Source organism: Kitasatospora sp. NPDC029367, assembly GCF_055569135.1.
This window is the reverse complement of the sequence record NZ_JBVHYH010000015.1, coordinates 1-23249: the sequence shown is the minus strand read 5'-3', so window position 1 is coordinate 23249 and position 23249 is coordinate 1. Positions and strand designations below refer to the sequence as shown.

Genomic DNA, 23249 nt, shown 5'->3' with positions numbered 1-23249 from the left:
GGTGGCCCCGGCCGATCGGCCCTCACATCGGCAGCGACCGCAGCCGTACCGGCCCCTCCGGCCACCCGGCGCCCTCCGCCAGCGGCCGCCACATGGTGCGCAGCGGCATGACCGCGAGCCGCCCCTCCGGCTGCTCGACCGTCACCTCCTCGGCCACCTCCCGGAAGCCGAGCCCCCGGTAGAAGGCCGCCAGCGGCGGGCGGCAGAACAGCAGCGCGTACCGGAAGCCGAGCGCGCGCCCGTGGTCCACGGCGGCGCCGACCACGGCGTGCGCCAGGCCCTCGCCGCGCCGCTCGGGGGCGACGCAGACGCCGCCGACGCCGATCGCGTCCAGGTCGGTGCCGCCGACGGTGAGCGGGACCGGGAGCAGCCCGGTGTGGGCGACGAGCCGGCCGTCGGCGGCCCGGATGCCGAAGTGCACGTCCTTGGGCCGGAAGGTGAGCCCGGTGTAGGCGACGCCGTACGGGTCCTCGCCGGGGCCGAGGATCTGGTCCTGTTCGGCGCGGGAGTAGCTCTCCAAGCGCTCGACGGTCAGTGGTTCAGCGGAGAATCGATCATCCATCACTCCATGCTCCGTTCCCCGCGGACCGGCTTCCGAGTCCCCTCCGGCCCACCGGATCGGTCACATGATCGGACGGTGGGCTCCGCGAGTGCCGGGGCATGGAAACCGGCCCCTCGTGCGCCGCCGGCCGACCCACCGAACCGGCCGGCCCGAGCGGCGGGTCTACGCGGCGGCCCGCTCCACCAGCTCCGCCCACACCTCGTCGACCCGCGCCGCCAGCGCCTCCAGCGGCCCGCCGTTGTCGATCACCAGGTCGGCGGCCGCCAGCCGGTCCGCCCGCGAGGCCTGGGCGGCCATCCGGGCCCGGGCCTCCTCCTCGGCCATCCCGCGCAGCCGGACCAGCCGGTCCAGCCGTACCTCGTCGTCCGCGTCGATCACCACGACCAGGTCGAACAGCGACGCCAGCCCGTTCTCGACGAGCAGCGGCACGTCGTGCACCACCACCGCGTCCGGCGCGGCCGCCGCCTCCAGTTCGGCGGAGCGGGCCCGCACCAGCGGGTGGACGATCGCGTTCAGCGCCCGCAGCCGCTCCGGATCGGCGAACACGACCGCCCCGAGGGCCGGCCGGTCCAGCGTGCCGTCCTCCCGCAGCACCTGCGGGCCGAACTCGGCGACCACGGCCGCCAGGCCGTCCGTCCCGGGGGCGACCACCTCGCGGGCGATCAGGTCGGAGTCCACGATCACCGCGCCGCGCGCGGCGAACAGCCGGGACACCTCGCTCTTGCCCGCGCCGATCCCGCCGGTCAGTCCGATCTTCAGCATGGCGTCAGGCTACCGGCGCGGCAACGGACGCGGCAGCCCGGGCCCGAAGCCCCGACCCCGGCCCGGGGCCGGCCCGGCCCCGGGCCCGAGGCGTCAGGCCGTCGGACCGTCATCCCAGCTCCAGGCTCTCGCCGTCGCCCAGCACGGTCAGTTCCGCACCGGCGCCCGGCCCGTCCGGCCCGAGCAGCCGGGTGGCGATCATGTGCCCGATCGGGCTGAGCGTCGCCTCGTGCACCGGCACCGCCACCCGGGGGCCGGCCTCCCGGACGTAGTCGACCACCTCGCCGGCCTTGCTCCACGGCGCCGCGAGCGGCAGCAGCAGGGTGTCCACGGCGTGCGGCGGCACGGTGAAGGCGTCACCGGGGTGGAACAGCCGGCCGTCGAGGAGGAAGCCGATGTTCTTCACCAGCGGGATGTCCCGGTGGATCTCGGCGTGCCACTCGCCGTGGACGGAGACCCCGACCCCGCCGATCTCGAAGGCGTCGCCCTCGCCGACGACGGTGATCCGCTGCCCGACGCCGTCCAGCTGGGCGGCGACCTCGCGGTTGGCCCAGACCCGCAGTGCCGGGTCGGCCTCCAGCGCGGCGCGCAGCCGGGACGGCTCGAAGTGGTCCATGTGCTCGTGGGTGATCAGGACGGCGTCAGCCCCGGCCAGGGCGGCGGGGTCGGTGAAGGCTCCGGGGTCTATGACGAGCGTGGTCCCGTCCTGCTCGACGCGTACGCAGGCGTGTCCGAACTTGGTGATTCGCATGGAAGAAACCATACAGCACAGCTGTACAGTCTTGCTGCACATCTTCCGGATAGACTTCCCCCATGCCCAGCAACGCCCCGCACCCGGACACCCTGGATCTCGCCGCCGACCTGCGCGCCGCCCTCGGCAGCCTGGTCCGCACCCTGCGCGACAGCGACGAGCTCCCGCCCAACCAGGCGGCCGTGCTCGGCCTGCTGGTCCGCGACGAACGCTCCTACACCGTCGCCGAACTCGCCGACCTCCGCCGGGTGCGCCACCAGTCGATGGCCCGCACCGTCGCCCTGATGTCCGAGGCCGGCCTGGTCGCCCAGCAGCCCCACCCCACCGACGGCCGCAAGCAGCTGATCGCCGTCACCGAGGCCGGCCGCACCGCCCTGCTCGACCAGCGCGCCCGCCGCGAGCACCACATCGCCACGGCCATCGAGTCCCGCCTCAGCACCACCGAGCGCGAGCAGCTGCGCACCGCCGTCGGCCTGCTGAACCGCCTCGCGTGAACCCGGAAGGCCTCAGGCCTTCACCAGGTCCTGCTCCGCGGGTACGGCAGGCCCGCCGGCCGCGGGCCGCTGCGCCGGGAGGACCGCCGGCTCGATCTCCGGCAGGTCCACGTGCTCGCTCAGCCCGAACCGCCGGTGCAGCCGCCGCAGCGGTGCGGGCGCCCACCAGTTGAACTCGCCGAACAGGCTCATCGCGGCCGGCACCAGCAGGCAGCGCACCAGGGTGGCGTCCACCGCGACGGCCACGGCCAGCGCGATGCCCATCTGCTTGACCATGAGCATGTCCCCGAGCGCGAAGCCCGCGAAGACGATCACCATCAGCAGCGCCGCCGAGGTGATGATCCGACCGCTGCGCTGGACGCCCAGCTCCACCGCCCGGACGCAGCCGTGCCCGCGGTCGGTCAGCTCCTTGATCCGGGCGAGCAGGAACACCTCGTAGTCCATCGACAGCCCGAACGCGAAGGCGAAGACCAGCACCGGGATGAAGGTCTCCAGCCCGCCCGTCGAGCTGAACCCGAGCAGCCCGCTCAACCAGCCGTCCTGGAACACCAGGGTCAGCGCGCCGAGCGAGGCACCCAGCGACAGCAGGTTCATCAGCAGCGCCTTGACCGGCATCACCACCGAGCCGGTCATCAGGAACAGCAGCACCAGCGTCCCGGCCGCGACCAGGCCCAGCGCCCACGGCCCGCGCGCCAGCAGCTCGTCCTGGAAGTCCACCACCGAGGCCGCGCCACCGGTGACGTAGGTCTTCAACCCGCCCCGGTCGGCCCGCAGCTCGTCCACCACCTGCTTGGCCGTGGCGCCCTGCGGGTCCCCGTGCACCAGCACGTCGACCGTCGAGACCGCCCCGCTCACCGGCGTCACCGCCCGGACCCCGCTGACGCCCGGCAGCTTGGCCACCACCTCGTCCGCGTACGCCTGCGCCACCGGCGCCCCGCCCTCGACCACCACCGTGATCGGCGCGGCCGCGATCTGCGGGAAGCGCTGGTCGATCGCCTCCGCGACCTGCCGGCCGGCCGAGGAGGCGGGCAGCACGGCGGCGCCGGAACTGCGCATGTCGGCGTGCAGGAACGGCGCCCCGGCCGCCATCAGCACGCCGACGCAGGCGAGGGTGACCAGCACGGCCCGCTTGCGGACCCGGCGCACGGTACGGGAGAAGAAGCCCTCGTCCGGGACGGGCGCGCTCGGTGTCCTGATCCGGCCGCCGGCGAAGCCGAGCAGCGCGGGGATCAGGGTGAGCGCGGCGGCGACCGCGATCACCACCACGCTGACCCCGGCGGCGGCGACCGCGCCCAGCACCGGGCTGGTGAAGACGAACAGGCCGGCCAGCGCGACGGCCACGGTCAGTCCGGAGAAGGCGACGGTGCGTCCGGCGGTCGCGGCGGTGCGTTCGACCGCGGCGGCGATGCCCGCGCCGTGGCCGCGCTCCTCGCGGAAACGATTCACCATCAGCAGCGCGTAGTCGATCGAGAGCCCGAGCCCCAGCACGGTGGCGATCGGCAGCACGCTGGTGTCGATGTCCATGATCCGGCTGAACCCGAACATGGCCAGCAGCGCCCCGCCCACCGAGGCGACGGCGCCGATCACCGGCAGTGCGGCGGCGGCCAGGCCGCCGAACACCAGCACCATCACGACCAGGGTCAGCGGCAGGGTCACCATCTCGCCGAAGCGGGTGTCCTGCTCGGTCTGCTTCTTGACCTCCTGCTGGAGGACGAGGTCCCCGCCGACGGTCACGTGCGCCCCGCCCGCGCCGTTCAGGGCGGCCAGCCGATGGGTGGCCGCGTCGGTCTGCGCGGAGGTCGCGGTGTCGGCCATCCGTACGCTGACCAGGCCGGCCCTGCCGTCGGCGGCCCGCAGCGCGGCCGCGCCCGGGCCGGAGCCGTACGGGTCCTGGGCGCCGGCGACCCCGGGCAGGGCGGCGATCTCGGCGGTGGCCTTCTGCACGGCGGCCCGGACGACCGGGTCGTCCACCGGCCTGCCGTCCACCACCGCGGTCAGCGTCCCCTTGACCGGGTCGGCCGCGGCGACCACCGCACTGCCCCGGTCCGCCTCGGCGGACGCGGAGGAGGCCCCGGCCACCGAGCCCTCGAACACCCGGCCGCCGATCAGCACCCCGACGACGAGGACCACGGCCCAGAAGCCGAGCACCCAGCGACGGTGGCGGAAACAGAACCGGCCGATCGCGGCGAGCCGGCCACCGACCACGGCGGTGGGGACGGCGGAGGAGGGGTTGCGCATGCGCATGAAGGAGCCTTTCGGGCAGCTCCACTCAATGTAGGTGCAACCCGAACTCCGGCCTATAGCAGGGCAATGAGCCTCATCTCACATTTCCCTTCACATAAACCACACATAAGTCAAACCGGAAAACGAAGGCCCGGGAGGACGCGCGAAACGGGTGGAGAACACAACCGATGGAGAACACGACGGGTGGAGAACACGACAACGCCGGCCGGAAACGCGAAACGGGCCCCACCCGGAGTGATCCGGATGGGGCCCGTTCCCTAGCTGTCAGCTAGCGGGGGGCGAGAGCCTCAGCTCTGGCCGCCGGCCAGCTTCTCGCGCAGGGCGGCCAGGGCCTCGTCGGAGGCCAGGGCGCCCGAGCCCTCGTCGCTGCTGGACGAGTACGAGCCACCGGCAGCGGCGGCGACGGCGTCGCCACCCTCGGCAGCGGCCTCGGCGTCGGCCTCGCGGCTCTTGATGACCTGGGCCTGGTGCTGCTCGAAGCGGGTCTGCGCCTCGGCGTACTGGCGCTCCCACTCCTCACGCTGCTTCTCGAAGCCGGGCAGCCAGTCGTTCGCCTCGGGGTCGAAGCCCTCCGGGTAGATGTAGTTGCCCTGGTCGTCGTACGAGGCGGCCATGCCGTACAGGGTCGGGTCGAACTCGACCTCGGCCGGGTTGGCACCCAGGGCCTCGTTGGCCTGCTTGAGCGACAGGCTGATGCGACGACGCTCGAGGTCGATGTCGATGACCTTGACGAAGATCTCGTCGCCGACCTGGACGACCTGCTCCGGGATCTCGACGTGGCGCTCGGCCAGCTCGGAGATGTGGACCAGGCCCTCGATGCCCTCGTCCACGCGGACGAACGCACCGAACGGAACCAGCTTGGTGACCTTACCCGGAACGACCTGGCCGATCTGGTGGGTACGGGCGAACTGCTGCCACGGGTCCTCCTGGGTCGCCTTCAGCGACAGGGAGACGCGCTCGCGGTCCATGTCAACGTCGAGAACCTCGACGGTGACCTCCTGGCCGACCTCGACAACCTCGGACGGGTGGTCGATGTGCTTCCAGGACAGCTCGGAGACGTGCACCAGGCCGTCGACGCCACCCAGGTCCACGAAGGCACCGAAGTTGACGATCGAGGAGACGACGCCGGAGCGCACCTGACCCTTCTGGAGGGTGGTGAGGAAGGTCTGGCGGACCTCGCTCTGGGTCTGCTCCAGCCAGGCACGGCGGGACAGGACCACGTTGTTGCGGTTCTTGTCCAGCTCGATGATCTTGGCCTCGAGCTCCTTGCCCACGTAGGGCTGGAGGTCGCGGACGCGGCGCATCTCGACCAGCGAGGCGGGGAGGAAGCCCCGGAGGCCGATGTCGAGGATGAGACCACCCTTGACGACCTCGATGACGGTACCGGTGACGATGCCGTCCTCTTCCTTGATCTTCTCGATCGTGCCCCAGGCACGCTCGTACTGAGCGCGCTTCTTGGACAGGATGAGACGACCCTCCTTGTCCTCCTTCTGGAGAACCAGGGCCTCGATGTTGTCACCGACGGCGACGACCTCGTGCGGGTCAACGTCGTGCTTGATCGAGAGCTCGCGGGACGGGATGACGCCCTCGGTCTTGTAACCGATGTCGAGGAGGACCTCGTCACGGTCGACCTTCACGATGACGCCCTCGACGATGTCGCCATCGTTGAAGTACTTGATGGTCTCGTCGATGGCGGCGAGGAACGCCTCCGCGTCGCCGATGTCGTTGACCGCGACCTGCGGGGTGGTGCTGAGGGAGGAGTCGGTGGGGCTCGTCATTAGGAAAAGGGCTCCGGTACGGACATGAAAGTCGTAGGTAATGCCACGCGGAGGGCCCGTATCGCTCCCACCGAAAGCCGGACAGCCAAGAGCACGGCACACCGGAAATCCCGTGAACAACGAGAAATCGGCGTCCGTCTTGCGACCGTGGGGTCTTCGACAGATGCGAGCGCGACCTGCTCCGTCCGAGGCGCGCAGGCCCGCAGCGCAACTTGTAGCATACGGGGACGGCCAGGCACGGTCAACGCCAGAAGAGGCAAGACGGTGGAGCCTGGTACGGATCAGGCCATATCCTCCGATCGCGCACCTCGCGGTGGCGCCCGAAGGGGCCCTTCCCCGGATGCCACCGCCAGGACCCGGCCCCGATGGGGTCGTTTCGCAGCAGCGGCGCTTCCGCACTCCATACCCTACGCGATGGGCATTGTCACCGTGGCCACCACCCCCCAGTCCTCCCTTCACGATCTTGACACCTCTCCCGCAGGGGCCGACGGAATCGACGAGTTCGAGGAGGAGGACGGCGACGACGCGGTCCGGCGCGAGGCCGGGGCCGGCGAGAGCAGCCGGGCCAGCCGGCACTGGTGGGACCGCAACGCCGACGAGTACCAGGACGAGCACGGCGAGTTCCTCGGCGACGACCGCTTCACCTGGTGCCCCGAGGGCCTGGACGAGGCCGACGCCCGCCTGCTCGGCGACGTGGCCGGCCGGGACGTGCTGGAGATCGGCGCCGGCGCCGCCCAGTGCTCCCGCTGGCTGGCCGCCCGCGGCGCCCGCCCGGTCGCCCTCGACATCTCCTACCGCCAGCTCCAGCACTCCCGCCGGATCGACCTCGGCCGGGGCGTGGAGCCCGTGGCCGTCGTCCAGGCCGACGCCGCCGTCCTGCCCTTCGCGGACGCCTCCTTCGACCTCGCCTGCTCCGCCTACGGCGCCGTCCCGTTCAGCGCCGACACCGAGCAGCTGATGCGCGAGGTGCACCGGGTGCTGCGGCCCGGCGGGCGCTGGGTGTTCTCGGTGACCCACCCGATCCGCTGGGCCTTCCCCGACGAGCCCGGCGTCGAGGGCCTGACCGCGGTGTCCTCCTACTTCGACCGCACCCCGTACGTCGAGCAGGACGAGAACGGCCACGCCACCTACGTCGAGCACCACCGCACCCTGGGCGACCGGGTCCGCGAGCTCGTCGCCGCCGGCTTCCGGCTGGTCGACCTGGTCGAGCCCGAGTGGCCGGCCGGACTGGAGCAGGAGTGGGGCGGCTGGTCCCCGCTGCGCGGGCGGCTGATCCCCGGCACGGCGATCTTCGTCACCGAGCGGGGCTGAGGCCCGTGAACCCCGCGTGGCGCGAACTCCCGGTCCGTACCGCCCTCCCCGCGCTGCACGAGGCCCTGGACGGGGACGGCGCGGCCGTCCTCGCCGCCCCGCCCGGCACCGGGAAGACGACCTTGGTGCCGCTCGCGCTGGCCGGGCTGCTCGCCGACGGCCGGCCGGTGCGCCGGGTGCTGGTCGCCGAACCGCGCCGGCTCGCCGTCCGGGCCGCCGCCCGGCGGATGGCCTGGCTGCTCGGCTCGTCCGTGGGACGCGAGGTCGGCTACACCGTGCGCGGGGACCGGCGCGTCGGCGCCGACACCGTGGTCGAGGTGGTCACCACCGGGGTGCTGCTGCAACGGCTCCAGCGCGACCAGGAGTTGCCCGGGGTGGACGTGGTCGTCCTGGACGAGTGCCACGAACGGCACCTGGACGCCGACACCGCGCTCGCCTTCCTGCTCGACGTCCGGGCGGCGCTGCGGCCCGAACTGCGGCTGGTCTGCGCCTCGGCCACCTCCGACACCGAGGCCTGGGCCGAACTCCTCGGCGGCGCACCGGTGGTGGCGGCGCACGGGGTGTCCCACCCGGTGGACGTGGTGTGGGCGCCGCCGCCGCGCGCCGTCCGGCCCGCGCACGGGACCCGGGTCGATCCGGCCCTGCTCGACCACGTCGCGGCCGTGGTGCGGCGGGCGCTCGGCGAGCAGGACGGGGACGTGCTCTGCTTCCTGCCCGGGGTCGGCGAGATCGCCCGGGTCGCCGGGCAGTTGAGCGGCGTTCCGGCCGACGTGCTCCAGCTCCACGGCCGCGCCCCGCAGGCCGTCCAGGACGCCGCGCTGACCCCGTCGCAGGGGCGTCGGGTCGTCCTCGCCACCGCCGTCGCCGAGTCCTCGCTCACCGTGCCCGGCGTGCGGGTCGTGGTCGACGCCGGACTCGCCCGCGAGCCGCGCACCGACCACGCGCGGGGGCTGGCCGGGCTGGTCACCGTACGGGCCTCGCTCGCCGCGGCCCGCCAACGCGCGGGCCGCGCCGGGCGCGAGGCCCCCGGCACCGTCTACCGCTGCTGGAACGAAGCCGAGGACGCCCTCGCCGCCCGCTTCCCCACCCCCGAGATCGCCCTCGCCGACCTCACCACCTTCGCCCTCCAGGCGGCCTGCTGGGGTGACCCGGACGCCACCGGGCTCGCCCTGCCCGACGCCCCGCCCGCCGGGGCGATGGCCGCCGCCCGGCAGACGCTGACCGCCCTCGGCGCGGTCTCCCCCGACGGCCGGGCCACGGATCGCGGCGTCCGGCTCGCCCGTACGGGGCTGCACCCACGGCTGGGCCGCGCGCTGGTCGACGGGGCGGCGGCCGTCGGCGCGCGGCGGGCCGCCGAGGTGGTCGCCCTGCTCTCCGAGGAACCGCCGCGTGCGCTCGGGGACGACCTCGGCGCGGTGTGGCGGGCGGTGAAGGACTCCCGGGACCCGTACGCGGGCCGCTGGCGCGACGAAGTCCGCCGCTTGCTGCGCGCCACCTCCGACGAACCCGCGACCGCCCTGCCCGACGCCACCGCCGTCGGCCTCGTCGTCGCCCTCGCCTTCCCCGAACGCATCGCCCGCGCCCGGGTCGAACGGCCCGCCCCCGGCGAGCGCAGCCCGTACCTGATGGCCTCCGGCACGGCCGCCGAACTCGCCCCCGGCACCGCGCTGGGCGCCCTCCCCTGGCTCGCCGTCGCCGTCGCCGACCGCCCGGCCGGCTCGCACTCCGCCCGGGTGCTGCACGCTGCGGCACTGGACGAGTCCACCGCGCTCCAGGCCGGCGCCTCGCTCGTCACCGCCCGCGAGGAAGTCCACTGGGACACCCGCCGAGGCGAAGTCACCGCCCGCCGGGTCGAATCCCTCGGCGCCGTCGAACTCGCCGAGAAGCCCCTCAAGCGCCCCGACCCGGCACTCGTCCGGGGCGCCCTGGTGGAAGGCCTCGCCCGCGAAGGCGTGAGCGAGCTGCTGACCTTCACCTCCGGGCTCCGCGAACGCCTCGCCTTCCTCCACACCGCCCTCGGTGACCCGTGGCCCGACGTCTCCGACGAGGCGCTGCTCGACCGCGCCGACGAATGGCTGGAACCCGAACTCTCCCGCGCCCGCCGCCGCGCCGACCTCGCGAGGATCGACACCACGGCCGCCCTCCAACGCCTCCTCCCCTGGGCCACCGGCGAAGCGGGCCGCCTGGACGAACTCGCACCGGAGCGCATCACCGTCCCGTCCGGCTCGCGGATACGGGTGGACTACGGCACCGAACGCCCCGTCCTGGCAGTCAAGTTGCAGGAGCTCTTCGGCTGGACCACGACCCCCGCCCTGGCCGCCGGCCGCGTCCCGCTGACCATCCACCTGCTCTCCCCCGCCGGCCGCCCGGCCGCCGTCACCGGCGACCTGGCGTCGTTCTGGCGCGACGGCTACCGCGCCGTCCGCGCCGAGCTACGAGGCCGCTACCCGCGCCACCCCTGGCCCGAGGACCCCACCACGGCCGAGCCCACCCGGCGCACCAAACCGCGGAACTGACGGCCGCCCGGCGCGGCGTCGGCGCCCCCCGGCGGCAGGTCACCACCCTACGGAGCCACCGACCCGGGCGGGTGCGGTCAGTCGCGCGGGCCCGGCCGGATCGCGGAGAAGAGGACGAACGCCAGGACCACGGTGGTGAAGAGGATCAGGAACTGCCGGAAGCCCTCGGAGCTGGCGGGCAGCCATCCCTGGATCAGCCCGATCAGCAGCACGATGTCGAGCACCACCGCAACTACGTATCCTGGTCGCTTCATTGTCGACCTCCCTCCCCACTTCCCGTTCGCACCGTACCCGATCGGGCCGCTTCCCGGGAGGCCCGCCCGGAGCGCAGGAAGTCGGCCCCGTCGACTTCCTGCGCCGGGCGCCATGCGCCGCGACCGGGGTGGTCAGGCCTGCGGGGTGGGGGTGGTGGGGCGGCCGAGGTGTCGGGCGAAGAAGCGGGCCGCGCTGTCGGCCTCGAAGCGGGGAAGGTCCTTGTGCCTGCCGGAGTTCACGTGCAGGGACTTCTCCTTCGAGGCGAAGGCGTCGAACAGCGCGAGGCCCTCCTCGCGCGTGATGTGCTCGTCGTCCCACTGGAGGTCGAACTCGACCGGGACGGTGATCCGCCTCGCCTGCTCGGCCAGGGTGTCCGGCCAGTGCTGGCCGAAGACGGCGGCGGAGATCCTGGGTTCGCCCGCCACGAAGGGGATGCCGATCGCGGTGCCCATGTTGATGCCCCAGAAGCCGACCGGCCCGTCGGCGCCGATCTCCGGGAGCTCCTGGAGGGCGTCCAGCAGCGCCCGGTACTCGGGTACGGCCTGCTCCGCCAGGTGGTCGTTGTAGCGCACGACGATCGGGCCCTCCGGCTCGCCCGCCGCCCGGGCCGCGTACAGGGCGGCGATCTCCGCCTCGTCGTGCGCCGTGCGCGGCCGGTCACCGTGGCCGGGCGCGTCGATGACGGCGACGTGGAAGCCGCCGCCGGCCACCAGGAGTCGGGCGCGGCCGGACATCGCCGGGTGCTTCTTGTGGTTGCCGCCGCCGTGGGCCATCAGGACCAGGGGCGCGGGGTCGGCCGCGCCGGAGGCCGGGGACCAGAGGACACCGGGGACGCCGGGGGCACCAGGGCCGATGTCCAGGGTGAAGTCGCGCTCGAGGATGCCGTTCGAGGACGACTGAGCGGTGAAGTGTGCAGAGTGCATGAGGTGTTGCCTTTCGGGAGTGCCTGGCTGTCGAGGCGCTCCCGGCGACACCTACGTCAATCGCCCGGCCGTGACGAGCGGGGGAGCACCCATATGGGTCCAGCGGTCATGGGTCTCACCTCCTCGGGCGGTTGCACGGTCGCTTGGAAGCTACCAGCCCCGGCGATCATCCCCCAACCCCTTTTTCCGCCCGTCCGCACCGGAAGTCGGCCTCGCCGACTTCCTGCGCCCGCGCCCTCAACTCCGCAGGGACGTTTGCTCTTTCGGGGGAATTTCGGGCCGACCTCGGGACAGCCGTGACCGCCCTCGGTCAAGGTGGCACCGGGCCCTCCCCCGGGCCCGCGCGATCCCCCGAGGAAGGGCACCCTCATGCGCGTCTCCCCGTCCCGGCTCGTCCGCACCGGCGGCACCATCGGATCGATCACCCTGGCGACCGTCCTCGCGACCGCCACCACGGCGGCCTCCGCCGGCCCCACGTCCTTGCAGATCGACGACGGCACCACCGTCAGCTCCCGGCAGGTGACGGTCGGGCAGTGCGTCAACCCCTCGCTGACCACCCACATCCAGAGCATCGCCGTGGGGAACCGGGCGGGCAGCGGCACCGCGACCGTCTTCCAGTACCGCAACTGCACCGGCAACGTGATCCGGCAGGGCCGGAGCCCCCTGTTCTTCAACCCGCCGACCTCGATCGGCTCGGTCCGCATCGACTCCGCCCCCTGACCACCGGAAGCCACGAGGACCAGCTGGGCGCAGGAAGTCGACCCCGCCGACGGGTACCGGGCCCAGCGCGTCAACGGCCCGCCGTGGTGGGCTCCCAGGTGAGATCGCCTACGGCGTCGACCGTCGCGGTGCCGGGTGCCTGGGAGCCGCCGAGGGCCGCGTGGCCGAGCAGCACCGGCGTCCCGGCCTCCAGCGCCTGGGCGACGTCCTGGAGCATCGAGGCCACCGAGGCCCACTGGGGAACGTCCAGGATCCAGGTCTCATGGTCCCAGCGGAACACCGCGCCCCGGGTATCCCCGGGGCGCAGGTCGACGATCAGTCCGTCGCCGCCGGGGTCCAACGCGATCGGCATGAACTCCCGCTGGTAGCGGCTCTCGGGCCGGCCGTTCCCGTCGAAGGAGTCGCCCTCCTGCGCCGCGACCAGCAGCCAGGTCTCGTGGGTCTCCAGAGCCTCGCCCAGCGGGACCGGGGCGAACTCGCCCGGGATCCAGTGACCGGCGGCGACCTCGGGCAGCAGCCACCAGGCCCGCAGGTCGGCGGGCAGCGGCAGGCCGAGGTCCGCCTCGAACGCGTCCAGCCGGGCCGCGTCCGTCGCCGGTCCCGCCGAGCCCGCCGGTCCCGCTGGTCCGGCCGGTCTCACCGGGCCTCGTCGGGTGTGCGCGGCGAGCCAGGCGTCGATGCGGCTCCAGGAGGTCGGGACGTCGCGATCGGCGCTGCTCATGGCCGGCAGTCTGCCGCACCGGACCGACATCGGAAGTCGGCCCGGCCGACTTCCGATGCCGGACGGGCTACCGCCGGACGGGGTGGTCGGCGAGTCCGGAAACCGGGTGTCGGCGCGCCGATGAGTTTTCCGGCGCCGACCGGTCTACATCTCGACGGGACCGACCGGTCCCTCCGACCGACCCAGCTCATCGGGAGTGCAGACATGGGCCTCATCCAGATCGAACTGTTCGCGACCCTCGACCTCGTCGGGCAGGCGCCCGGCGGCCCCGACGAGGACCCGGAGGGGTTCCCGTACGGCGGCTGGCAGGCGCCCCTGCTGAACGAGGTCACCGGGGCGCAGATCCTCGCCGCCTACCAGGGCACGGACGCGCTGCTGCTCGGCCGGCGCACCTACGACCTCTTCGCCTCCTACTGGCCGCACCAGAAGGAGGGCGAGATCGCCGAGCTGTTCAACCGCGTCCCGAAGTACGTGGCCTCCCGGGGCACGACCGACCTCTCGTGGGCCGACTCCACCCAGCTGGGCCCGGACCTGGCCGGCGCGGTGCGCGAGCTCCGCGACCGGCACGAGAACGTGAAGGTCGTCGGCAGCCTGAACCTGGTGCAGACCCTCCTGCGCGAGAAGCTCTTCGACCGCCTCGACCTGTGGGTGCACCCGATCGTGCTCGGCGTCGGGAAGAAGGTCTTCGAGGAGGGCGCGGTGCCCACGAACCTCACGCTCCTCGAACCCCCGGCGGCCGGCCCGCAGGGCACCGTCTACCTGCGGTACGGGCTCGCCGAGGGCACGCCCAGGACGGGCGACATGAGCCTGCCCGACCGCGGTCTCGGGGACGACGGGGCCCGGTGACCCGATGACCGCCGTCCACGCCACCGTCCACACCGCCGTCCACGCCAACGGGGTGGTCTCGGGCACCGAGTCCTTCGGTGCCGCCGACGCGCCGCTGGTCCTGCTCGCGGGCGGGCCGACGATGCTGTCCTGGCCCGACGCGCTCTGCGCGCGCCTCGCGGCCGGCGGGCGCCGGGTGGTGCGCTACGACCTGCGCGACAGCGGGGCGTCGACGACGGTGGATCCGCAGGCGCCCGCCTACACCCTGCGTGACCTCGCCGCCGACGCCGCCGCCCTGGCCGGCGCGCTCGGCGGCGGGAGCCCCGCGCACCTCGCGGGGATCGGTGTCGGCGGGATGGTCGCCCAGGTGGCCGCGCTCGACCACCCGGGGGCGTTCTGCGCCCTCACCCTGGTCGGCACCCGCGCGGTCGCCCCCGGCCCGCCCGACGACGACCTCCCCGGCCACGACCCGGCGACGATGAGCCGGCTGTTCGCCCGTCCGGCGCCGGACTGGAGCAGCCGCACGGCGGTGGCGGAGTTCGCCGCCGCCGGCGCGGAGATCCTCGGCAACGACCCCGACACCGCACGCGCGACCGCCACGCGCATCTGGGACCGTACGCCCGGCACCGCTCCCCCGGTCCAGCTGGCCAACCAGCTGGGCCTGGTGTTCTCCCGGCTCGACTGCGCACCCCGCTGGCGCGAGCGCCTGCCCGGGATCCGGGTCCCCACGCTCGTCGTCCACGGCCGCCGCGACCCGTTCTTCCCCGTCGGCAACGGCGAGGCGCTCGCCCGCGAGATCCCCGGGGCTCGGCTGCTCGTCCTCCCGCAGGCCGCCACCGCGATCCCCGACGCGGCGGTCGGCGAGGTCGCCGGGGCGATGCTCGCGCTCGGACCGGGGTGACGCGGGGTCGGTGGGCACACCGGGTGAGCCCGGAACCCACCGGCCCCGGCCACCCGGCCCACCCACTGGCCGACCCACCGCCCCACCCCTCGCCCCGCCTGAGCGGCACTCGGGCTGCGGTCACGACCTCGCGGTGACCGAAGCGGCCGGGACCATGGCGCGGAGCAGCTCGAAGGTGCGGATCCGGAGGCCGAGGTCGGGGCAGAGCGTGGTGATCGCGAGCTCGTCGGGCGCGTAGGCGGCGGTCAGGGCGGCGAGCCGCTCGGACACCTCGGCGGGGGCCCCGGCGAGTACGGACATGTCGGCCGGTTCCTCCGCGGGCAACGACCCGGTCGCTGCCAGGGCGTGGAGTTCTTCCCAGGAGGGAAGGGTCCGGCGGCCCGTCGAGGTGGCGCCGAGGGCGAGGCCGGCGCGCAGCAGCCGGACGTCCCCCGGGTCGTCCGCGCAGGCCACCCGGACCGCGACGGCGACGCGTGGGAGTGCCCCGAACGGGCCTGGGCGGAAGTTCTCCCGGTACAGCTCGACGATGTCCGGCCGCAGGTCGCCGTGGGCGAACTGCGCCAGGCAGAACGGCAGTCCGTAATGGGCGGCGAGGTGTGCCCCGCCCGCTCCGGCGCCGGTCAGCCACAGCTGCGGCGGGGTGGAGTCGGGCAGCAGGTCCGTCTCCGCGGTGAGATGGGCCAGCAGCTGTGCGATCTTCTCGTGGTACGGCGCCTCGCCCTCCCGTGCGAGCAGCCGGGTGACCCGCTCGGCCGCACCGGGCCCGCGGCCGATGCCGAGGTCGATCCGCCCGGGGTGGAGCCGTTCCAGCAGGTTGAAGGTGGTCGCCACCTTCAACGGCGCGTAGTGGGGCAGCAGGACCGAGGCGGTGCCGACCCGGATGGTGCCGGTCGCGGCCGCGGCGGCGGCGACCAGGATCTCGGGCGAGCCGCAGCCGCTGGTCGTGCCGTGGTGCTCGGCGACCCAGAACCGGTGGTAGCCCAGGCGCTCGGCCGCCACGGCGAGTTGGACCGACTCCCGGACGGCGCCGGCCGGGCCGGTGCCGCCGTAGACCAGCACCTGGTCGAACGCGGTGAGTTTCATCATCAGGCTCCTGTTCCCGCCCTCGTTCCGGCCTTCGCCCCGGCCTTCGCCCCGGCCTTCGCCCCGACCCTCGCCCCGGCCCTCGGCCCGGCCTTCGACGCGGGTTCGTGGCCGGCCGTCTGCGCCTCGTACATCTCCGCGTACAGGCCGCCGAGGCTCATCAGTTCCTGGTGGTCGCCGTCCTCGACGAGCCGGCCCCGGTCGAAGACCAGCACCCGGTCCGCGCGCAGCACGGAGGAGAAGCGGTGGGCGATCATCAGCGAGACCTGGCCGGCCGAGGTCGCGGTCAGCGTGTCGAGCAGTTCGGCCTCGGTGATGGGGTCGAGCGCGGCGGTCGGCTCGTCCATGACCCGTACGCTGGCGGACCGCACCGCGCTGCGGGCGATGGCCAGTCGCTGCCACTGGCCGCCGGAGAACTCCACGCCTCCGGCGAACAGCTTCCCCGCCTGTGTCCGGTAGCCCTGGGGCAGGGCGGTGATGTGCTCGTGCATCCCGACCTCGCGGGCTGCGGCCTCGACCCGGGCGGTCGACCGGTCGGCCTCGTGCGCCATGCCGAGCGAGATGTTCTCGCCCACCGAGAGCTGGTACTCGACGTAGTTCTGGAACACGTAGGAGACCCGGTCGCGCAGACTGTCCAGCCGGTAGTCGGTGAGCGGGACGCCGTCGACCAGGATCGAGCCCCCGGTCGGTTCGTAGAGGCGGCCGATGAGCTTGCCGAGGGTGGACTTCCCCGCGCCGTTCAGGCCGACCACGGCCGTCACCTGGCCCGGTTTCAGCGTGAAGGAGACGTTGTCCAGGGCGAGCCGCTCGCCGCCGGGGTAGCTGAACGAGACGTTGCGGAACTCGACTCCTCCCGCGATCTCCTGAGGAAACGTCAACTCTCCCTCGGTCGAGGCCTCCTGCTCGATCGCGAGGAACTCGTGCACGTTGCGCAGGTAGAGCTGGTTGACGTACATCCCGGACACCGCGCCGAAGAGCTGTTGCATGCTGCCCTGCAACATGCCGATCGCCTGGATCACGGCCAGCAGACCGGCCAGGTGTCGGGTGTCGCCGCTGCCGGCCACGATCGCCGTGGCCTGCGCGGCGATCGTCAGCAGCGCGGTCAGGACGACCATCGGGACGGCCAGGGCGAAGTTCCGGTTCGCCATCCGCAGGTCCGCGCCGACGATCCTGGCCAGCAGCCGCCGGTGGTTGGTGAGCACCACCGGGCCGAGCCGGAAGGCCAGCACCTCCTTCATCGAGTTCGGCTGCGAGGCCAGGTGCTGCCAGTAGTTGATCCGCCGCCGCTCCTCGGACCGGCCGTGCTCCAGCGCGTGGGCACGGCGGCCCTGCAGGATCTGCGCGACCACCGTGGGGAACGGCGCGACCACGGCCAGCAGCGCGACCCGGGGGTCCAGGGTCCACAGGATCGCGCCGACCGAGCCGAAGGTGACCACCGGGGTGGCTGCCTGCACCAGTTGGGAGAGCATCATCCCCGGCCGGAACGCCACCTCCCGGACGGCCCGCTGCAACGAGTCCTGCACGCCCGCGTCCTCCACCTGGGAGAGCGTGAAGCGACTCGCACGGCTGATGATCTCGTCGGCCAGGTGGGCCGAGAGCCGGCTCTGGCAGCGCTGCATGGCCCGGTTCTGCAGCAGCGTCAGCAGCTGCGAGCCGAGGCCGAGCAGCGCCAGCACGACCAGGTAGAACAGGACGCCGCCGACCTGCGGGTGCCCGCCCTCGGCCGCGCTGAGCAGGGCCGCGGCGAACGCCGCCGTGGTCTTGACCTGCCAGGCCGGCAGGAGGCCGACCACCAGCGAGATCAGCAGCACCTGCGCCGTTCCCGAGCGGTCGCAGCGCCAGGACTGGCCCAGCACGGTCAGCACCGGACGCAGCGCGGCCACCGGCCGCCGGAACCAGGGGCGCGGGCTCACCTGGCCCTCCCCTCCGGCGGGCCCCCGGCCGTGGCGGCCCGGTCGAGCAGCCGCCGCCACATGCCGTAGGCGGCGTCCTCGTGCTCGCGCAGCAGGCCCATCCGGTTGCAGTGCATGTGGAACAGGCTGCGCAGGACGGACTCCCGGTCCGACCAGAGTTCGCCGGCCTCGGCGGCCTTCGCGAGCCCGGCGGCGAATCCGGCTCCCTCCAGGCACCAGGCGGCGCCCACCCGCTCCAGCACCGCGGCCTCGCCACCGGGCGCGGTGAGGCCCTGCCAGAGCCGGCGGGCGACGGCCCGGTACTCCGTGGCGCCGGCCTGCGGCCCGGCCATGGACCGCACCAGGGCGTGCCGTTCGGCGAAGTCGGGGACCAGCACCCGCCCGACGGCTTCGAGGCTGAGCGCGGTGAGGGCGTTGCGCTCCAGCGGGACCTCGCCCGCCCGCACGGGCTCGGCGAGGTGCCGCAACAGGGCCAGGGTCGCGGTGCTGTCCAGGCAGAACAGCTCCTCGGCCCGGTCGATCAGGTCGGGGCCGCCGTAGCGCTCGATCTCGCGGCGGTAGGTCGCGAACTCGACGTCCGCGATCCGGCCCTCGACGGCCAGGTCGTGCGCCCACCGGGCGACCTCGCCCAGCAGTTCGGCGCCCCCGGCCGGGTCCGCGGCCCGGTAGCGCAACCGCAGGTGCGGGGCGGGATCGCCGTACCGGAGGTAGAACATGTGCCTGGTCAGGCCGCGTTCGGCCAGCGAGCGCGTCAGCGCCGTCACCTGCTCCAGCAGCAGGGCGTCCTGTGCCTCGTTCTCCACGTACAGCTTGGCGAAGACCCACGGCCCGCCGGCCGGGCGGAGCCGCTCGGCCTCGGTGATCCGCCGACGGGTGACGGCCGCCGCCCGGGGCGCCCGGGCCCGCTGCCCGGACAGTACGGGGACCACGACCTCCGCGACGTAGCGGGCGCCGTCCGTGTCGCGCAGGAAACCCTCCTCGGGGCCGGGCAGCGCCTCCTCGATCCGCAGCGCGAAGGACGCCGCGTTCCGGGCGGCGGCCAGCCGCAGCTCCGCCAGCGAGGGCTCGCTCTCCAGGTCCAGCAGGATCGTGTTGTCGCCGTGGGTGAGGAAGACCAGGCGCGGCACGCACCACTGCTCGCGCCAGGCCGCGACGGCCGCGGTAAAGGCCGCCGCCGAACCGGTGCAGCCGGCCGGCATGTCGGCGGCACGCAGCAGCCAGCACGCGCGCCTGAGCACCAGGTCGTGCCGGACGACCCTGGGCAGGAACGGCATGACGGTGCCCAGTCCGCCCCAGTCGAACGAAGGGACCTCCTGGAAGGCCGCCGAGGAGACGTCCAGCAGGAAGCGGGCGACGTTCGGCGCCATCAGCGGGTTGAGCATGGTGTGTTGGGTGACGTGCAGGTCGCGTCCGAGGGCGGGGCTGTGCAGGTACAGCCGGCCCTCCCGGACGCCGACGACCACGTCGTCCAGCGCGATCACCTCCCCCGTGCCCCGCCCCGGTGCCACGTTGACCGGCAGTTCCAGCCTCCGTACCGCGGGCCGGACCGAGACGTTCGCGGCCCGCGCCTTCTCCGGCAGGTAGGTCAGCTCGACCACCTCGACCCCGGGCAGTGCCGCGGCCTCCGCCTCGGCCAGCTCCCGCAGCCCGGCCTGCTCCTCGGCGCCCAGCAGGTCGTGGAACCGGGCGAAGGTGCGCCCGCCGTTCGCCATCGCGGTGACCACCCCGCGCCACCGCGAACCCGGTGCCGTCGGCGGCGCCAGCTGCAGGTGGACGTCGACCGCGGGCCTCGGCGGCCGGTCGTCCGAACCGTGCCCGAGCTCGGCCATCCACCGCTCGTCGAGGACCGCCTCCACGCTGCCGCGGCTGAGCGTGTCGGCGACGAGCCGGTGCAGCACCGCGTCCCGTTCCTCCATGCTCCGGTCGCGCCTGGTCGCCGGCTGCAACTCGAAGGTACGCGGCGGATTCCGATAGCTGTTCGGCGCACCGAGGCCGGTCTCCTCGGAGAGCGCCTCCAGGACCGGGACCTCGGCCTGCGCGCCGTAGCGCTCGCTGAACGCCAGCGCGTAGTCGCTCAGCTGCGACGGGTACCGCTGGCCGGCGCCCAAGGTGGCCAGGATCTCGGCGGCGTCCTCCGCCAGCACCCGGACCTCGGCCGGCAGCACCGGCGGGGAGACCAGGTTCAGCCGGGCGTCGACCCTCAGCAGGGGCCCGTCGTAGTCCTCGCTCACCCGCCGCGCCTGTGGGGCGATCCGCTCCTGGAGCGCCTCCAGACCCCGTGGGTCGCCGACCGAGTTGAACTCGGCCACCGCCTCCTCGACGGACGTCAGCGCGGTGGCCGCGTCGCCGTCGTGGACACCCGCCAGCTGGGCCGACAGCGACGGCCGGCCCGGCCCCTCCAGCAGGGCCGGCCGGTGCGCGGTGATCAGGAACGCCAACTCGACCAGCTGGTCCAGGAGCGCGGTGACCTTCTCCACCGGAACCGTCGGGTACCGCTGCGCCAGTTGCTCCCGCAGCTCGCCGAAGGTCTGCGGGGTGCGCGCCGCCTCCAGGACGAACTGGACGGCCGGGGACCAGCGGACGGACACCGAGCGTCGCGATCCCCCGCCGTAGGCGTCGGCCGTGGAGAGCCAGGCCCGTCCCCGGCCGCGGTGGATCAGGTCGTTGGCACGCAGCTCCAGTTCGGGCCGCAGCCGCGGCGCGTCGGCGGCCGCCCGGAACAGGTGCAGCACCCAGCCCATGTCCGGCCTGGCCACCGCCGTGCCGATCGCGGGAACGCCGAGCCGGGTGGCCGCGGTGTCCGACTCCGGCCCCGGGAACGTGCCGACCGCGACACCCGCCACCGTGCCCAGCGGGGTCGCCCGCATGCTCATCCGGTTCAGGTACCGGCCCAGGCTCATCATCGCCCGCCGCCGGTCCCGGGCCGGGAGCCGGTCGATCCCTGTCACCGCCCGGGCCAGGTCCGGTGCCGCCAGCGAGATCGCCGAGCGGACCTCGGGCCTCTCCCACAGCTCCAGCAGGCCCTGGAGGTAGCGGTCCTCCCAGGTGGCGCCGTCCGCGCCCGCCGGACCCGTCCCGGGGGCCAGCAGGTCGGTCAGCGCCCGGGTCGGCAGAGCGGGCGCGCGGAGCAGGAAGAAGTCCCGGGCGACGTAGCTGCGGCTCCTCCCGGACTTCCGGTCGCTGGTCTCGGCGTTCCGACGGGTCACACTCGTTCCTTAGCTCTGCTGTCGACGCTGGTACGGGACAAGGCGGTTCGGCGCGGGCGCCCGGGGCGGTCCAGCGCGGGCGCCCGGGGCGGTTCGGCGCGGGCGCCCGGGGCGGTCCAGCGCGGCCGGGCTTCGCGGCCTCCGGCCGCGGTCAGGCCGGGGAGAGGAGGAAGATCTCGTCCCACCCGGTCGCCCGCGGTGCGAGCACGCCGCAGAGCGCGAGCAGCACGCCGGCCGCACCGTTGACGAATCCCGGGTCGTCGACCGGCTCGCCGGGCCTGGGCTCGTCCGCCATCACGTACGGGCGGGCCTCGTCCGCCTTCGAGAGCACGGCCCGGAGCGACTGCTCGGCCATCGACTTGAAGGCGGCCGAGCCGGTGAGCGCGTGAGCCCGCTGATAGATCGCCAGCAGCCCGGCGTGGCCGTGGCAGAGGTTGGGCGAGAAGATGTACCGCTCGGCCGGCGACCAGTCCACCACCCGTTGCAGGGCTCCGACCGCGGTCGCCTCGAGGGCGGTGTCACCGAGCACCCGGGCCGCGTTCAGCAGGGCGGTGCCGATGCCCGGAGCGCCGTAGCACCAGGCGGCGCGCGCGGACCGTCGGCCGGTCGGGGGGACGGGCAGCCCGGTCCCCTCCTCGGCCTGGAGCACGTTCGGCCAGGCAGCGCCGGGCACGTCGTCCCTGAGCCGGTTCTCGACCAGCCAGGCCGTGGTCCGCGCGATCGTCTCGGCCGGGCCCGACCCGCCGATCCCGGCGACCGCCGCGGCGGACAGCCCCGCCACGATGCCCGGAAGGCCGTGTGCGAAGCCGATGTTGTACATCCCGTACGGGGCCTGCTCGTCGTAGCCCGGGTAGGCCGCGTAGTAGTCCGTCGACGTGAACCAGCCGAACCGGTGCCGGTCGTCCGGCTCGGTCACCCGCAGGAGGTACGCCGTCAGCCGCTCGGCCGCGGTGCGGATCGGGTCGCCCGGCCGGGACTCCAGCACCGAGCAGAGCCGCACGGCCGCGGCCAGTTGCCCGGCCGCACCCGAGATGACGTCGAAGGCGGAGAGCGGCAGTCCCTTCCCGGGCTCCGGGAGCGGCCTGGCGGCGATCTGCTCGCCGAGCCGGTCGGCGACCCGGCGCAGGGACGGCAGGTAGCGGCCGTCGTGGATCGAGAATTCGAGCAGGACGCTGGCGAAGCCCGCGGTGCCGTTGTAGAGACCGGCCTCGGACAGCGGCCTTTCGGCGGTGGCCTGCGCGGAACGGCGGAGCACGGCCTGTGCCGCCTCGATCAGCCCGGGCTCGTCCAGCGCCTTTCCGGCGTGCAGCAGCGACAGTGCGATCCCCGGATAGCCGTCGGCCAGGCTCGCCCCGTCCGGAAGCGGCTCGGGTCCCGTCGGTTCCCCCGACGCCCCCGGCGTGCGGGCGAAAACCGTCAGCCGATCAGCCACGGACCGGGCCACCTCCGCGGTCCTCACATCGAGATCCAGCACCGCCACTGCGAATTCCCCCAGAATCACATCGCCGATACCCGGCAGCATTTCCGAACGTACGCGCCCCGAGTGCGCCGACCCGTTCGCCGAAGAATCCCGGAAAGGATTCCGGCTCATTCGGGAGGGCTCCCGGTGCAGGACAGCGCCAGGAGCCCCCCAGGTCGGCGTCGGCGCCGACGAGCGACTAGCAGACGGTCGGGAAACCGACCGTGATCGGGCAGTTGCACGAGTTGCCACAGGACCAGCACGTGGTGCCGATGGTGGCGAAACCGTCCGGCGTGTTGGCCGCCTCGGGAGCAACAGCCACGCGGACGTCGAGGTCGAAGTCCTGCTCCATTTTTACCTCCATCACGAATTCATCCTTCCCGCTCCCCCGACCGGGTTTCCACGAAATTCCGCACGAAGGAGCGGCTGTAGGAGTTTTCTAGCACGCCCCTCGAACGCGGGAGTCGATTTGTACGATCGATTCGAGCCAACAGAACCGCGCCTCCGGCAACGGCCACCCGAAAAGTGCTGGTCAACCGACCGCCGGACGGGGCGGCCGAGCGATCAAGATGGCTGATCTCGTCATTGGCGGACTCGAACACGAAGTACCAGATGTCCACCTTGGACAAGTTCGTCGACATTGAATATTTCGGCCACATTGCGGGTGATCATCCGTATACCGGAAGACCGGAACGGGCGCCGGCGTTCGGACGCATTCCCACCCGAAAACACGGCGGCGGGGGGGGGGGGGGGGGGGGGGGGGGGGGGGGGGGGGGGGGGGGGGGGGGGGGGGGGGGGGGGGGGGGGGGGGGGGGGGGGGGGGGG

Annotated in this window: 19 protein-coding genes; 6 read left to right on the top strand and 13 right to left on the bottom strand. The window is 73.6% G+C overall.

Annotated features, from left to right (window positions below; genetic code table 11):
* Window positions 1-22: 22 nt before the first annotated feature.
* The 3 genes from ACZ4W5_RS10890 to ACZ4W5_RS10880 form a co-directional block, all read right to left on the bottom strand.
* On the bottom strand, window positions 23-562 hold the full coding sequence (locus tag ACZ4W5_RS10890; protein ID WP_360234586.1) for a GNAT family N-acetyltransferase: 540 nt from the start codon (window positions 560-562) through the stop codon (window positions 23-25).
* A gap of 162 nt (window positions 563-724) precedes the next feature.
* Complete coding sequence (gene coaE, locus ACZ4W5_RS10885; RefSeq protein ID WP_465653906.1) at window positions 725-1324, bottom strand: dephospho-CoA kinase; 600 nt, start codon at window positions 1322-1324, stop codon at window positions 725-727.
* A gap of 109 nt (window positions 1325-1433) precedes the next feature.
* On the bottom strand, window positions 1434-2075 hold the full coding sequence (locus ACZ4W5_RS10880) for an MBL fold metallo-hydrolase (RefSeq protein WP_360234580.1): 642 nt from the start codon (window positions 2073-2075) through the stop codon (window positions 1434-1436).
* A 62-nt stretch (window positions 2076-2137) separates the two neighbouring features.
* On the opposite strand from ACZ4W5_RS10880, the gene ACZ4W5_RS10875 reads away from it, so the two are divergent.
* A complete protein-coding gene (locus ACZ4W5_RS10875) occupies window positions 2138-2569 on the top strand; it encodes a MarR family winged helix-turn-helix transcriptional regulator (protein WP_360234577.1) in 432 nt (143 codons plus the stop codon).
* A gap of 12 nt (window positions 2570-2581) precedes the next feature.
* Here the strand turns inward: ACZ4W5_RS10875 and ACZ4W5_RS10870 are convergent, their stop codons facing one another.
* Complete coding sequence (locus ACZ4W5_RS10870) at window positions 2582-4813, bottom strand: MMPL family transporter (protein ID WP_360234574.1); 2232 nt, start codon at window positions 4811-4813, stop codon at window positions 2582-2584.
* Window positions 4814-5100: 287 nt separating this feature from the next.
* Window positions 5101-6591, bottom strand: coding sequence for a 30S ribosomal protein S1 (gene rpsA / locus ACZ4W5_RS10865; protein WP_329928268.1), 1491 nt, complete (start codon window positions 6589-6591; stop codon window positions 5101-5103).
* 414 nt (window positions 6592-7005) lie between these two features.
* Here rpsA and ACZ4W5_RS10860 point away from each other — a divergent pair, with 414 nt between their 5' ends.
* Both ACZ4W5_RS10860 and hrpB read left to right on the top strand, forming a co-directional pair.
* Window positions 7006-7902, top strand: coding sequence for a class I SAM-dependent methyltransferase (locus ACZ4W5_RS10860; protein ID WP_360234571.1), 897 nt, complete (start codon window positions 7006-7008; stop codon window positions 7900-7902).
* Window positions 7903-7907: 5 nt separating this feature from the next.
* Window positions 7908-10418, top strand: a complete 2511-nt coding sequence (gene hrpB, locus ACZ4W5_RS10855) for an ATP-dependent helicase HrpB (RefSeq protein WP_465653905.1) — start codon at window positions 7908-7910, stop codon at window positions 10416-10418.
* A 77-nt stretch (window positions 10419-10495) separates the two neighbouring features.
* On the opposite strand, the gene ACZ4W5_RS10850 is transcribed toward hrpB, so the two are convergent.
* The gene (locus ACZ4W5_RS10850) at window positions 10496-10672 is read right to left on the bottom strand and encodes a hypothetical protein (RefSeq protein WP_465653904.1); all 177 of its coding nucleotides are present in this window, start codon (window positions 10670-10672) and stop codon (window positions 10496-10498) included.
* A 132-nt stretch (window positions 10673-10804) separates the two neighbouring features.
* A complete protein-coding gene (locus ACZ4W5_RS10845) occupies window positions 10805-11596 on the bottom strand; it encodes an alpha/beta hydrolase family protein (protein ID WP_465653903.1) in 792 nt (263 codons plus the stop codon).
* 369 nt (window positions 11597-11965) lie between these two features.
* On the opposite strand from ACZ4W5_RS10845, the gene ACZ4W5_RS10840 reads away from it, so the two are divergent.
* Window positions 11966-12316 (top strand): hypothetical protein, encoded by a 351-nt coding sequence (locus ACZ4W5_RS10840; RefSeq protein WP_465653902.1) that lies wholly within the window; start codon window positions 11966-11968, stop codon window positions 12314-12316.
* A 70-nt stretch (window positions 12317-12386) separates the two neighbouring features.
* Here the strand turns inward: ACZ4W5_RS10840 and ACZ4W5_RS10835 are convergent, their stop codons facing one another.
* Window positions 12387-13037: an SMI1/KNR4 family protein gene (locus tag ACZ4W5_RS10835; RefSeq protein WP_465653901.1), complete on the bottom strand. Its 651-nt coding sequence runs from the start codon at window positions 13035-13037 to the stop codon at window positions 12387-12389.
* A 204-nt stretch (window positions 13038-13241) separates the two neighbouring features.
* On the opposite strand from ACZ4W5_RS10835, the gene ACZ4W5_RS10830 reads away from it, so the two are divergent.
* Entirely contained in the window at window positions 13242-13883 is a 642-nt protein-coding gene (locus ACZ4W5_RS10830) for a dihydrofolate reductase family protein (RefSeq protein ID WP_465653900.1), read from the top strand.
* A gap of 4 nt (window positions 13884-13887) precedes the next feature.
* The gene (locus tag ACZ4W5_RS10825; protein WP_465653899.1) at window positions 13888-14763 is read left to right on the top strand and encodes an alpha/beta fold hydrolase; all 876 of its coding nucleotides are present in this window, start codon (window positions 13888-13890) and stop codon (window positions 14761-14763) included.
* Between the two features lie 120 nt (window positions 14764-14883).
* On the opposite strand, the gene ACZ4W5_RS10820 is transcribed toward ACZ4W5_RS10825, so the two are convergent.
* From ACZ4W5_RS10820 to ACZ4W5_RS10800, 5 genes are all read right to left on the bottom strand, one after another.
* Entirely contained in the window at window positions 14884-15849 is a 966-nt protein-coding gene (locus ACZ4W5_RS10820) for an MsnO8 family LLM class oxidoreductase (RefSeq protein ID WP_465653898.1), read from the bottom strand.
* Entirely contained in the window at window positions 15849-17759 is a 1911-nt protein-coding gene (locus ACZ4W5_RS10815) for an ABC transporter ATP-binding protein (protein WP_465653897.1), read from the bottom strand. The genes ACZ4W5_RS10820 and ACZ4W5_RS10815 overlap by 1 nt, the downstream gene beginning before the upstream one ends.
* Window positions 17756-20965, bottom strand: coding sequence for a lantibiotic dehydratase (locus ACZ4W5_RS10810; protein ID WP_465653896.1), 3210 nt, complete (start codon window positions 20963-20965; stop codon window positions 17756-17758). Before ACZ4W5_RS10810 ends, ACZ4W5_RS10815 begins: the two co-directional genes overlap by 4 nt.
* A gap of 151 nt (window positions 20966-21116) precedes the next feature.
* Window positions 21117-22397 carry a lanthionine synthetase C family protein gene (locus ACZ4W5_RS10805; RefSeq protein ID WP_465653895.1) on the bottom strand — a complete coding sequence of 427 codons (1281 nt, stop codon included), beginning with the start codon at window positions 22395-22397 and terminating at the stop codon, window positions 21117-21119.
* A 226-nt stretch (window positions 22398-22623) separates the two neighbouring features.
* Window positions 22624-22776, bottom strand: a complete 153-nt coding sequence (locus tag ACZ4W5_RS10800) for an FDLD family class I lanthipeptide (RefSeq protein ID WP_402482628.1) — start codon at window positions 22774-22776, stop codon at window positions 22624-22626.
* Window positions 22777-23249: the final 473 nt, after the last annotated feature.

Excerpts from the sequence above, each read along its gene's own strand:
- coaE (WP_465653906.1), bottom strand. The coding sequence starts at position 1,324 with ATGCTGAAGATCGGACTGACCGGCGGGATCGGCGCGGGCAAGAGCGAG.
- ACZ4W5_RS10825 (WP_465653899.1), top strand. The coding sequence starts at position 13,888 with ATGACCGCCGTCCACGCCACCGTCCACACCGCCGTCCACGCCAACGGG.
- ACZ4W5_RS10875 (WP_360234577.1), top strand. The coding sequence starts at position 2,138 with ATGCCCAGCAACGCCCCGCACCCGGACACCCTGGATCTCGCCGCCGAC.
- rpsA (WP_329928268.1), bottom strand. The coding sequence starts at position 6,591 with ATGACGAGCCCCACCGACTCCTCCCTCAGCACCACCCCGCAGGTCGCG.
- ACZ4W5_RS10890 (WP_360234586.1), bottom strand. The coding sequence starts at position 562 with ATGGATGATCGATTCTCCGCTGAACCACTGACCGTCGAGCGCTTGGAG.
- ACZ4W5_RS10835 (WP_465653901.1), bottom strand. The coding sequence starts at position 13,037 with ATGAGCAGCGCCGATCGCGACGTCCCGACCTCCTGGAGCCGCATCGAC.
- ACZ4W5_RS10850 (WP_465653904.1), bottom strand. The coding sequence starts at position 10,672 with ATGAAGCGACCAGGATACGTAGTTGCGGTGGTGCTCGACATCGTGCTG.
- ACZ4W5_RS10880 (WP_360234580.1), bottom strand. The coding sequence starts at position 2,075 with ATGCGAATCACCAAGTTCGGACACGCCTGCGTACGCGTCGAGCAGGAC.
- ACZ4W5_RS10870 (WP_360234574.1), bottom strand. The coding sequence starts at position 4,813 with ATGCGCATGCGCAACCCCTCCTCCGCCGTCCCCACCGCCGTGGTCGGT.
- ACZ4W5_RS10830 (WP_465653900.1), top strand. The coding sequence starts at position 13,242 with ATGGGCCTCATCCAGATCGAACTGTTCGCGACCCTCGACCTCGTCGGG.
- ACZ4W5_RS10820 (WP_465653898.1), bottom strand. The coding sequence starts at position 15,849 with ATGATGAAACTCACCGCGTTCGACCAGGTGCTGGTCTACGGCGGCACC.
- ACZ4W5_RS10800 (WP_402482628.1), bottom strand. The coding sequence starts at position 22,776 with ATGGAGCAGGACTTCGACCTCGACGTCCGCGTGGCTGTTGCTCCCGAG.
- ACZ4W5_RS10845 (WP_465653903.1), bottom strand. The coding sequence starts at position 11,596 with ATGCACTCTGCACACTTCACCGCTCAGTCGTCCTCGAACGGCATCCTC.
- ACZ4W5_RS10840 (WP_465653902.1), top strand. The coding sequence starts at position 11,966 with ATGCGCGTCTCCCCGTCCCGGCTCGTCCGCACCGGCGGCACCATCGGA.
- ACZ4W5_RS10860 (WP_360234571.1), top strand. The coding sequence starts at position 7,006 with ATGGGCATTGTCACCGTGGCCACCACCCCCCAGTCCTCCCTTCACGAT.